Here is an 11,228-nt window from a genome sequence, read left to right on the forward strand (position 1 = left end):
GGCTGCGCAGCGGCCCCAAGATTTTTGAGAGCGCTTCGCACTGGAGCGCCAGCCCGGTCTAGCGGGAGCAAGCTCCCTCGCCACAGTGTTGTGTGGTGGTTTTCAGACCGCCCGGATCACATGCTTGATCTCCTGAAACGCCTGCAACCCCCAAGGCCCCAGTTCCCGGCCAATGCTGCTCTGCTTGTAACCACCCCACGCCGTTTGCGGGAAGATCACCTGCGGCGCGTTGATCCACACCAAACCCACCTGCAAAGCATTGGCCACTCGCTCAGCCGCTTCCACGTTGCTGCTCAGCACGCTCGCGACCAGGCCAAACTCACTGTCATTGGCCAGCGCCACCGCCTCGGCCTCATTGGCAAAACTGCGCACGCACAGCACCGGGCCGAAGATCTCCTCGTTCCACAACGCGCTGTCCAACGGCACTTCAGTGAAGACCGTCGGGCGAATGAAATACCCATGAGGCAAATCCGCCGGGCGCCCGCCGCCACACAGCAGCTTCGCGCCGGCTTGCACGCCACGTTCGATATGCCCCAGCACCCGCTGGTACTGCGCACGGTTGACCAATGCGCCCATTTCCACGTCTTCGGCAAACGGGTCCGCCACGCGAATGCTCTCGGCCCTGGCCTGCAAGCGGGTGAGAAACTCGTCCGCCAGTTCGTCGGCCACCAACACCCGGCTGGTGGCGGAACACATCTGCCCGGCGTTGAAGAAACCACCGCCGCAGGCCAGTTCCACGGCCAGGTCGAGGTCGGCGTCCGCCAGCACCAGCAACGCGGATTTGCCGCCCAGTTCCAGGCTCACACCCTTCACCGTTTCGGCGGCGCGCTGCATCACCTGCACGCCCACGGCATTGCTGCCGGTGAAGGAGATTTTCGCGATCCGTGGGTCAGCCGCCATCGGCGCGCCCACCGCCAGGCCAGTGCCGCAGACCAGGTTGAACACACCGGCAGGCAAGCCCACCGAGGCGATGATCCGGGCCAGTTCCAGCTCTGCCAGCGGCGTCACTTCCGAAGGCTTGAGCACCACGCAGCAACCGGCCGCCAGCGCGGGGGCGAGTTTCCAGGCGGTGGTCACCATCGGGAAATTCCACGGCACGATCAGGCCCACCACGCCGCAGGGTTCACGGCGTACACGGGCGCTGAAATCCTCAGTGGGCAGTACCACCGGACGATCTTGGCTGGCATCCATTTCGTCGGCCAGGTTCGCGTAATAGGCAAAGGTGGCGATCACGTCATCCACATCGATGCCGGCTTCAAACAGCGGCTTGCCGTTGTTGCTCGATTGCAGTTGCATCAGGTGTTCACGCTCTGCGCTCACACCCTCGGCGATCTTGCGCAACAGCGCGGCGCGGTCGCGGCCGGTGCTTTTCGACCAGTCCGGGAAGGCCGCGCTGGCGGCGCCGATGGCCTCAGTCACCGCGCCTGCATCACCCACGCTCACTTGGGCCAGGGTGGCCTCGGTGGCCGGGTTGATCACGTCCAGCACGTCATGGCCGGCACGCCACGCGCCATTGATAAACAGCCCATTCAATACCGCGCTCATACCGCCACCTCCTTCATCCAAAGCCCCTGGTCGATTTCAATCAGCGTCGGGCCCTGGCGATCAGTCGCGGCACGCAAGGCGCTGCGTAATTCCTCAACACCCTGGATGCGCTGGGCAGCAGCGCCGAGGGCCTTGGCCACGCCGATAAAGTCCGGGGTGTAGATGTCCACGCCCACCGGTTCGATGGCGCGGTTGACCATGTATTTCTTGATCTCCTCATAGCCCTGGTTATTCCACAGCAGCACGATCACCGGCGTGCGCGCTTCCACGGCGCTGGCCAGTTCCGGCAGGGTGAATTGCAGGCCGCCGTCGCCGATCAGGCACACCACCGGCGCACCGTTGCCGCGCCCCAGCCACGCACCGATGGCCGCCGGCAAGGCGTAGCCGAGGGTGCCGTAGCCGGTGGAGGAGTTGAACCAGCGGCGCGGCTGGTCGAGGTTCAGGGTCAGGTTGCCGGTGTACACCGGTTGGGTGGAGTCGCCCACCAGTACGGCGTCGGGCAGTTCGTCCAGGACGGTGTTGAGGAACAGGGTTTGCGCGCGGGTGGCGGCGTCCCAGGTGGGTTCCAGTTCGCTCCACAGGCGGGCGACGCGGCGGGCGCCCCAGTTGCTGTCCCGGGCGGCCAGGGGTTTGTTGCCCAGCTCGGCAAGCAGTGCCTGCGCAGCGATTTGCGCGTCGGCTACCAGCGCGACTTGCGGCGGGTAATTGCGCACGGTCTGGTCGGAATCGATGTCGATGCGCAGCAGGGCGCCGGGAATGTCGAAGCCGCCGGCGAAGGTCACGTCGTAGTCGGTTTCCGCCAGCTCGGTGCCGATCGCCAGCACCACGTCTGCCTCGGCCACCAGCGCGCGGGTGGCGACCAGGGTTTGGGTCGAGCCGATCAGCAGCGGGTGGTTGGCGGCCAGCATGCCCTTGGCATTGATGGTCAGCGCCACCGGCGCGCCGAGGGCTTCGGCCAGCTGCGTCACCTCGGGGGCTGCGTCGATGGCACCGCCACCGGCGAGGATCAGCGGACGTTTCGCCGCTGCGAGCAACTGGCTCATCTGCTTGACCGCCGACGGCGCAGCGCCAGCGCGGGAAACGCTGACCGGTTCGCTGCCGAGCAACGCGTCGGCGTTTTCCACCAGCACGTCCAGCGGGATTTCGATATGCACCGGGCGCGGTCGTCCGGCCTGGAACAGCGCAAATGCCCGGGCCAGTACACCGGGCAACTCGGCCGCCGACATCAAGGTATGGGAGAACGCCGCCACGCCCGCGATCATCGCGTTCTGGTTCGGCAGCTCGTGCAGCTTGCCGCGCCCGCCGCCCAGCTGGCTGCGGGACTGCACGCTGGAGATCACCAGCATCGGGATCGAGTCGGCGTAGGCCTGGCCCATGGCGGTGGTGATGTTGGTCATGCCGGGGCCGGTGATGATGAAGCACACGCCGGGCTTGCCGCTGGTGCGCGCATAGCCGTCGGCCATGAAGCCGGCGCCCTGTTCGTGGCGCGGGGTGACGTGGCGGATGCTCGAGCGCGCCAGGCCCCGGTAGAGTTCCACGGTGTGCACGCCGGGGATGCCAAACACCTGGTCCACGCCGTAGCCTTCCAGCAGGTTGACCAATACTTCGCCGCAGGTCGCCATTGTCGTCGCTCTTATTGTTGATAAAGGCCCGTATTGGAACGGCTGGCCCGTAGCGGCAACAATCGATAAAAAGTCATACTAGCCATGTCCTCACGTCATGGCTGCGCCCTTATGAAACGTCTTCCGCCGCTGCCGGCCCTGCACACCTTTTGGGTCACGGCCCAGTGCTGCAACTTCACCCGAGCCGCCGAGCAATTGCACATCACCCAGGGCGCGGTGAGCCGGCAGATCGCCGGGCTGGAAAGTCATCTGGGCTATGCGCTGTTCCAGCGCCAGGCTCGTGGCTTGAGCCTCACCGAAGAGGGCCGCGAATGGTCACTGCGGGCGCAGCAGGTGTTCGGCTTGATCGGTGAAGCGGTAGAGCAGATCGGCACCCGCCGCGAGACCTTGCAGCTCAAGGCCTCCACCTGCGTGATGCGCTGGCTTCTTCCACGGCTGATGCAGTGGCAGCAGGAACGCCCGGATGTGCCGGTGGAGTTGACCACCACCGTGGCCTACACCGTCGACTTTCGCCGCGAGCAGTTCGATGCCGCGGTGATCTACGCGCCGATTGCCGAGCAGTCGGCCCAGGCCCGGCATCTGTTCGATGAGCGCCTGACACCGGTGTGCGCGCCGGCCTTGCTCGGTGGCTTGCACACGCCTGCCGATTTGCAGCAACAGGTGTTGTTGCACCCTACGCGGGATGAGCGCGATTGGGCGTTGTGGTTGAAAGCGGCGAATACACGCTTGAGCAATCTGGCCCAGGGGCATCATTTTGAAACCCTGGACCTGGCGATGACGGTGGCGTCCCAAGGCTCGGGCGTGGCGATTGGCGACAGCGCGCTGATTGGCGAGGACCTGAAGGCGGGGCGGTTGGCGACGCCGTTTGAACTACGGGTGCCGACGGGGATGGGGTATTACCTGGTGTACCCGCCGGGCACTGAGCCCTCGGCGGGGTTGGAGCAGCTTATGGATTGGCTGGTGAGCCAGGCACAGGCTTAATAAATGATCGTTCCCGCGCTCTGCGTGGGAATGCCGCCCTGGACGCTCTGCGTCCGCTCTAGGAGCCGTGACGCGGAGCGTCACAAGATGCATTCCCACGCAGAGCGTGGGAACGATCGAGCGTAGGGGGATCAGTAACCTATGGTGAACCGCTGGCGTGAATGCTTCGGTGTTTCCACTTCATCAATCAGCGCAATCGCAAAGTCGGCAAAGCTGATCCAGCTGCGGCCTTCACTGCTCACCAGCAATTCATCCTGGCCCAGGCGGAATGTGCCGGTACGCGCGGTCTCGACGAACTCCGCCGAAGGCGACAGGAAGGTCCAGTCCAGGTCTTTTTCCTGGCGCAGGGTATCGAGGAAAACACTGCCGGCGCTGGCTTCGGCTTTGTATTCCTCGGGGAAGCCCGGGCTGTCGATCACTCGGCTGCCGCCCGGCAACAACAGCGAACCGGCACCGCCGACCACCAGCAGGCGCTTCACGCCGGCTTTTTTCACCGGGTTGATCACCGCTTCCGCAGGCAGGGTGGCGAAGTGCGCCGCGCTGATCACCACGTCGTTGCCGCGGATGGCCTGTTCCAGCGCCTGGGCATCCAGCGCATCGACTTGCTTGGCGGTGACGCCAGGGCGCGCGCCGATCTTGTCGGTATTACGTGCGATGGCCGTGACGGTGTGCCCGCGACGCAGCGCTTCTTCCAGCAGTTGGCTACCGGCACGACCGGTGGCACCAATGATTGCGATCTTGCTCATGACGTTCTCCAGTACGGTTAAGGGTTGAATCAACTCACCACTGCATTTCGCCCTTGGCGACTTTGGCGCCCAGTTCCAGGGTGCTCTCGTCACCCAGGTTCGGGTAACGCTTTTTCATCGCCGCGATCAGGGCGGCAGAGTCCTTGGCCTTGGCGGTTTCTTCATCAAACGCCTTGATGTAGTCGGCGGTGAACGCTACGGATTTGAGCGACGGTGTGCCCAGGTAGTGACCCGGGATCACGGTGCGCGGTTTCAAGTCCTGGATACGTTGCAGGGTGGCCAGCCAATCGGTGTGGGACTTCGCGGTCTGCGTATCGGCCATCCACACATGAATGTTTTCCGCGACGACTACACCACCGACCACCGCCCTGATCGACGGGATCCACACAAAGGTGCGGTCCGGTTGTGCGCCGTCGAGGCCGATCACCTCCAACTGCTTGCCTTCGAGGGTCAGGCTGTGGCCCTCAAGCACCTGGGGAATGACGGCTTTGCCAGGCTTGTCCGCGCCCAGTTTCGGGCCCCAGAACGCCAGTTTGTGTTCAACGGTGGCCTTGATATGGTCCACCACCGGCTGCGGTGCCAGGACTTTGGCCTGGGGGAAGGCGGCGGTCAGGGTATCGAGGCCGAAGTAGTAGTCCGGGTCGCCGTGGCTGATGTAGATGGTCGTCAGGCGCTTGCCGCTGGCGCGGATTTTTTGCACCAGTTGCTCGGCCTGGGTCTTGCCGAATTGGGCGTCCACCAGGATCGCGTCTTTGTCGCCGCTGACCAGTACCGAAGTGACCGGCATCATCGCGGACTCGCCCGGGTTGTAGGCATCCAGGGTCAGGTCGGCAGCCGTGGCGTGGGCGGCGAAGGCCAGGGTGGCGGCGGCCAGGGCCACGCGCTTGAGCGGGGAGAATCCAAACATGTGCTGCTCCAGTCATCGGTAAGGTGTGGACAGAGCTTAGTTGCACCAAACGCTACAAAAAATGCGATGCTTGGACATAGTTTGTTTCTAAAAGCGGGCAAATCATGGATCGTCTTCAAGCAATGCGGGTGTTTGTCGCGGTGGTGGACTTGGGCAGCCAGTCGGCGGCAGCCGACCATCTGGACCTGTCGCGCCCGGTGGTGTCGCGCTACCTGGCGGAGCTGGAAGACTGGGTCGGCGCGCGCCTGATGCACCGCACCACCCGCAAGCTCAGCCTGACCGCCGCCGGCAGCGAAACCCTGCCCCGTTGCCGGCAGATGCTGGAGTTGTGCAGCGACATGCAGGCCGCCGTCAGCGAACCCGACGAAGCGCCTCGCGGCCTGCTGCGCCTGAGTGTCAGCACCTCGTTCGGCCAGGCACAGCTGGCCGATGCCATGGCCGAATACGTCAAGCGCTACCCGCTGGTCAACATCGATATGCAGATGCTTGATCGCACGGTGAACCTGGTGGATGAGCGCATCGACCTGGCGATCCGCACCAGCTTTGAACTGGATCCCAACCTGATCGCCCGCCGCCTCACGCTGTGCCGTTCGGTGATCTGCGCATCGCCCGCTTACCTGCTGGAGCATCCGCAACCGCGGCAGGTACAGGACCTGGCCCGGCACAATTGCCTGACCCACTCCTACTTCGGCAAAAGCCTGTGGCACTTCATGGAAAACGGCGAGCCGGTGTCGGTGCCGGTGCAGGGCAATATCAGCGCCAACGAGGCCAGTACCTTATTGCGGGTGACGCTGGCGGGGGCAGGGGTGTCGCGGCTGCCGAGTTATCAGGCGGGCGACTACATCCGCAGCGGCGAGTTGATCCGCTTGTTGCCCGAGGCCGAGCCGCAGCAGATGAACATCTACGCGGTGTACGCCTCGCGCAAGCATATGCCGGCGGCGCTGCGCAGCCTGCTGGATTTCCTGGTATTGAGGTTTCCGGAAGAGCCGGTGTGGGACGTCGGTCTCTAAGCCGACATAAACAGGTTGAATGTCGCCCGATAATGGCGACTTGCCCCAGCTGACCTATGCTTATCAAAGCACCTTCTTGATCGGATCAGAGGTCAGCATCATGTCGATCAAAACAAGAAAGTACCTGATGATTTTCACCCTGTGCGCCGCCGCCACCGCGCTCTATGGCACTGCCGCCTACCGCGTCGAACAGACCCGCATGCAGCCGGGGTTCGCCTCCAGCTGCAATCACGGTCAATGCGTTGGCCACATGGCTGCCTTCAGTTCGCTTCGCTAGCGTCCTGGTCGGCTTTCAACTGCTCCCGAAACGCCTTCGGGGAGAACCCGACGCGTCGGCGAAACAGCCGTGAGAAGTTGGTCGGGTCGGAAAAGCCCAACACCTCCGACATTTCATTGATGGTCATGCTGGTGTAGGTCAGCAGGCGCTTGGCTTCCAGCAACTGGCGGTCGTGCATGATCTGCAACGCAGGCTGCCCGCCCAACTCCCGACACGTACCGTTCAGGTGTGAGACCGAGATCCCGAGCTTGTGGGCCAGGTCTTCGATTTTCGGGTGCTCGCGATAGTGTTGCTCTACCAGCTGGGTGAACCGGCGGAAATATTCGCGGCCCCGCGGTGCCCGTGGATGGCGACGCTGGATGGCCTGGCGGCTGATCCACACCAGCAGCACGCTGACCAGGGCGTGCATCATCATGTCTCGCGCCGGTTGGTCGCTGGCGTACTCCTCCTGCAGGCGCGCAAACAGGCTGTTGAGGTAGTCACTGTCGTTGCCGGCAGGGTAGCTGCCCAAGGCGTTCAGGCCATCCAGCGCAGCCCCAAGCTGCCCCTGCAAATGCGCCATCAGCGGCGCGGCCAGCGTGACCACAAACCCCTCGACGTCTTCGGAAAAGCGAAAGCCATGCACGCATAACGGCGGCAGCACCTGCAGCGTCGATTCATTCAGGGTGCTGCGCTGCCCCTCGATCTCCAGTTGTGCCTGGCCTTTGTGCACGTAAAGCAACTGGCACAGGTCCGCATGCCGGTGGGGCTGGATTTCCCACTGGTACTCCCGGCTGCGCCGGGAGATGGTTTCACAGTGCAACAAATCCGGGGTCGGCCATTGCTGGCTCTCACCGTAGAGTTTGAACACTGGAATCGCGGCACTGGCAGTTTTGGTCATGGCTTCATCCGATACTTCGGGAGAGTTGTGCGGTAATCGCCCCAATTGGCGAAAAGCGCAGCTTTGGGCTCAGTTTTCACCTTCTTATGCCGGGCACTCAAGTGAAAAATGCCAGCAACACCTTCAATGACAACTCTTTCACCGGATACGTTCGGATGAAGCTTGCGGGCCATAAAAATAATGAAAACGCTGAAAACCCAAGTCGCCATCATCGGCGCCGGTCCCTCGGGGCTGCTGCTCGGGCAACTGTTGCACAACGCCGGGATCGAAACCCTGATTCTTGAGCGCCAGACGCCGGATTACGTGCAAGGGCGCATCCGTGCCGGGGTGCTGGAACAAGGCATGGTCGACCTGCTGCGCCAGGCCGGCGTGAGTGCGCGGATGGATGCCGAAGGCCTGGTGCATGAGGGCTTTGAGCTGGCGCTGAATGGGCAACTGACCCATATCGACCTCAAGACGCTGACCGGCGGCAAGACGGTGATGATCTACGGGCAAACCGAAGTCACCCGCGACCTGATGGCCGCGCGCCAGGCCAGCGGCGCGACAACGTTGTATGAAGCCGGCAACGTGCAGCCCCATGATCTGAAAAGCCCGGAGCCGTGGCTGAGCTTCGAACATAAAGGCGAGCATTACCGGCTGGACTGCGACTACATCGCTGGCTGCGATGGTTTTCACGGTGTGGCGCGCCAGTCGATTCCCACCGAGGCATTGAAAGTCTTTGAACGGGTCTATCCGTTTGGCTGGCTGGGCATCCTCGCCGACACCCCGCCGATCCACGATGAACTGGTGTACGCCAAGCACGAACGCGGTTTTGCCCTGTGCAGCATGCGTTCACCGACCCGCAGCCGTTATTACCTGCAGGTGCCGGCCGATGAGTCGGTGGACGACTGGTCCGATGAGCGCTTCTGGGATGAACTGAAAGCCCGTTTGCCCAGCTCACTCACCGAGCAACTGGTGACCGGCCCGTCCATCGAAAAGAGCATCGCGCCACTGCGCAGTTTTGTGGTGGAGCCGATGCAGTACGGCCGCCTGTTCCTGCTCGGCGACGCTGCCCACATTGTGCCGCCCACCGGCGCCAAGGGTTTGAACCTGGCGGCCAGCGATGTCAGTACCTTGTTCAATATCCTGCTCAAGGTGTATCGCGAGGGCCGAGTGGAATTGCTGGAGAAGTACTCGCAGATTTGCCTGCGGCGGATCTGGAAGGCCGAACGGTTTTCCTGGTGGATGACCTCGATGTTGCACCAATTCCCTGAGGCGGACGGCTTCAGCCAGCGCATCGCCCAGAGCGAACTGGAATACTTCGTCGACTCCGAAGCCGGTCGTAAAACCATTGCAGAAAATTATGTCGGACTTCCTTACGAGGCTATCGAATAGTCAGCTATCTAGTACACTGACGAGCATTCCCGTGGGCCTCCTTTTCCCGCGGGCCCTTGCTCGCAGGTTCTGCCGTGACCAACCTCAATCAGCCCGCCACACCCGCCGTGCGCAGTGTCCTTGTCGCCTTGATGATGGCGATCTTTCTCGGGGCTTTGGACCAGACCATCGTCGCCGTCTCCATGCCGGCGATTTCCGCCCAGTTCCATGACGTCAACCTGCTGGCCTGGGTGATCTCCGGCTACATGGTGGCAATGACCGTGGCCGTGCCGATCTACGGCAAGCTCGGCGACCTGTACGGGCGCCGGCCGATGATGCTGATCGGCATGGGCCTGTTCACCCTTGCTTCGCTGTTCTGCGGCATGGCCCAGAGCATGGAGCAACTGGTGCTGGCGCGGATCCTCCAGGGCATCGGTGCTGGCGGGATGATTTCGGTCAGCCAGGCGATTATCGGCGACATTATTCCGCCCCGTGAGCGCGGGCGCTACCAGGGTTACTTCAGCAGCATGTACGCGGTGGCGAGCGTGGCCGGCCCGGTGTTGGGCGGCTACATGACCGAGTACCTGTCGTGGCGCTGGGTGTTCCTGATCAACCTGCCGCTGGGCGCGGGCGCCTGGTGGGTGGCCCATCGCACGCTGGTGGGGCTGCCGGTGCCGCAACGCAAGCCGGTGATAGACTACCTCGGCACTGTGCTGATGATCGTCGGTTTGACGGCGCTGTTGCTGGGTATCACCGAAATCGGCCAGGGCCATCATTGGCGCGACGATGAAGTGCTGGGGCTGTTGGTCTGTGCCGTGGTGGCGTTGACGGTGTTTGTGTGGCACGAGCGTCGGGCGCGGGAGCCCTTGTTGCCGATGCACCTGTTTGCCAACCGCAGCGCGGTGTTGTGCTGGTGCACGATTTTCTTTACCAGTTTCCAGGCGATTTCCCTCACGGTGCTGATGCCGCTGCGCTACCAGACCGTCACCGGTTCCGGTGCCGACAGTGCCGCCTTGCATTTGCTGCCGCTGGCGATGGGTTTGCCGATGGGGGCGTATTTTGCCGGGCGCATGACCTCGGTGACCGGGCGTTATAAACCGATGATCCTGATTGGCGCCTTCCTGAGCCCGATCGCGATTTTCGGCATGGCGTTGAGTGCGCCTCAGGCGGTGGCGGTCACCAGTCTGTTTATGTTGCTGTGCGGGATTGCCGCCGGGATGCAGTTTCCGACTTCTCTGGTGGGTACGCAGAACTCGGTGGAGCAGCGGGATATCGGGGTGGCGACCAGCACCACCAACCTGTTCCGTTCCCTGGGCGGTGCGGTTGGGGTGGCATGCATGTCGGCGCTGTTGCTGGCGTTGTTGCAGGACTCCAGTTTTGCGCACCTGGCCAGTGGGGCGCTGGTCGCGGAAGGGAGTTCGGGGAATGTGCTGCTGGATGGCTTGAATGCGGCGCCTGGGCCGGCGCAGGATGCCTTGCGGGGGGAGTTGTTGATTACCTTCAGGCATTTGCTGATGGTCAGTGCCGGGGTGTCGTTGTTGGGGTTGGCGGCGGCGATTGCCATGCCTAATCGGGTGTTGCGGGGGCGGGAAGACAAGGCCAAATAGTCGAAAAAATGAAGATTAAATGTGGGAGCGGGCTTGCTCGCGAATGCGGTCTGTCAGTTGATAAATAGGTTGGCTGATACACCGCATTCGCGCATTTGATCTTCACTGCACCCGCACCACCTCAAATTGCACCTACCGGGGAACATCAATCCGTCATACCGGTCGGTTACATAAGTAGCTGCACGCGGCCGCACGACGAACGCGTGCAAAAACGCGACATTTTTAGTTGATCTATAGCCCCTCACGTCCTAAAGTTCGCGCCGAACGTCCATGCTGGAAACGATCCATCCGGCTCAAGTA

At 62.9% G+C, this 11,228-nt stretch carries 10 protein-coding genes; 5 read left to right on the forward strand and 5 right to left on the reverse strand.

Annotated elements, in window-relative coordinates:
- Positions 1-102: 102 nt before the first annotated feature.
- A complete protein-coding gene (locus HX873_RS11495) occupies positions 103-1,545 on the reverse strand; it encodes an aldehyde dehydrogenase family protein (RefSeq protein WP_177122686.1) in 1,443 nt (480 codons plus the stop codon).
- Entirely contained in the window at positions 1,542-3,167 is a 1,626-nt protein-coding gene (locus HX873_RS11500; RefSeq protein WP_177122687.1) for a 5-guanidino-2-oxopentanoate decarboxylase, read from the reverse strand. The genes HX873_RS11495 and HX873_RS11500 overlap by 4 nt, the downstream gene beginning before the upstream one ends.
- A gap of 111 nt (positions 3,168-3,278) precedes the next feature.
- Here HX873_RS11500 and HX873_RS11505 point away from each other — a divergent pair, with 111 nt between their 5' ends.
- The gene (locus tag HX873_RS11505; RefSeq protein ID WP_003210650.1) at positions 3,279-4,148 is read left to right on the forward strand and encodes a LysR substrate-binding domain-containing protein; all 870 of its coding nucleotides are present in this window, start codon (positions 3,279-3,281) and stop codon (positions 4,146-4,148) included.
- A gap of 131 nt (positions 4,149-4,279) precedes the next feature.
- Here the strand turns inward: HX873_RS11505 and HX873_RS11510 are convergent, their stop codons facing one another.
- The gene (locus tag HX873_RS11510) at positions 4,280-4,894 is read right to left on the reverse strand and encodes an NAD(P)-dependent oxidoreductase (RefSeq protein WP_177066767.1); all 615 of its coding nucleotides are present in this window, start codon (positions 4,892-4,894) and stop codon (positions 4,280-4,282) included.
- Positions 4,895-4,928: 34 nt separating this feature from the next.
- Positions 4,929-5,801: an MBL fold metallo-hydrolase gene (locus HX873_RS11515; protein WP_177122688.1), complete on the reverse strand. Its 873-nt coding sequence runs from the start codon at positions 5,799-5,801 to the stop codon at positions 4,929-4,931.
- Positions 5,802-5,905: 104 nt separating this feature from the next.
- Between HX873_RS11515 and HX873_RS11520 the strand changes: the two genes are divergently transcribed.
- A complete protein-coding gene (locus tag HX873_RS11520; RefSeq protein ID WP_003210653.1) occupies positions 5,906-6,811 on the forward strand; it encodes a LysR family transcriptional regulator in 906 nt (301 codons plus the stop codon).
- A 100-nt stretch (positions 6,812-6,911) separates the two neighbouring features.
- Positions 6,912-7,088, forward strand: a complete 177-nt coding sequence (locus HX873_RS11525) for a hypothetical protein (protein WP_162835184.1) — start codon at positions 6,912-6,914, stop codon at positions 7,086-7,088.
- Here HX873_RS11525 and HX873_RS11530 read toward each other — a convergent pair.
- Positions 7,072-7,968, reverse strand: coding sequence for a helix-turn-helix domain-containing protein (locus HX873_RS11530; RefSeq protein WP_003210655.1), 897 nt, complete (start codon positions 7,966-7,968; stop codon positions 7,072-7,074). The two genes, HX873_RS11525 and HX873_RS11530, sit on opposite strands and share 17 nt — an antisense overlap.
- A 189-nt stretch (positions 7,969-8,157) precedes the next feature.
- On the opposite strand from HX873_RS11530, the gene pobA reads away from it, so the two are divergent.
- Both pobA and HX873_RS11540 read left to right on the forward strand, forming a co-directional pair.
- Positions 8,158-9,342, forward strand: a complete 1,185-nt coding sequence (pobA, locus tag HX873_RS11535) for a 4-hydroxybenzoate 3-monooxygenase (RefSeq protein WP_177122690.1) — start codon at positions 8,158-8,160, stop codon at positions 9,340-9,342.
- A gap of 74 nt (positions 9,343-9,416) precedes the next feature.
- Positions 9,417-10,928 (forward strand): MDR family MFS transporter, encoded by a 1,512-nt coding sequence (locus tag HX873_RS11540; protein WP_008437917.1) that lies wholly within the window; start codon positions 9,417-9,419, stop codon positions 10,926-10,928.
- The last annotated feature ends 300 nt before the right edge of the window (positions 10,929-11,228 follow it).

This window comes from Pseudomonas sp. P7758 (assembly GCF_013386485.1).
In the GTDB taxonomy this organism is placed as follows: Bacteria; Pseudomonadota; Gammaproteobacteria; order Pseudomonadales; family Pseudomonadaceae; genus Aquipseudomonas.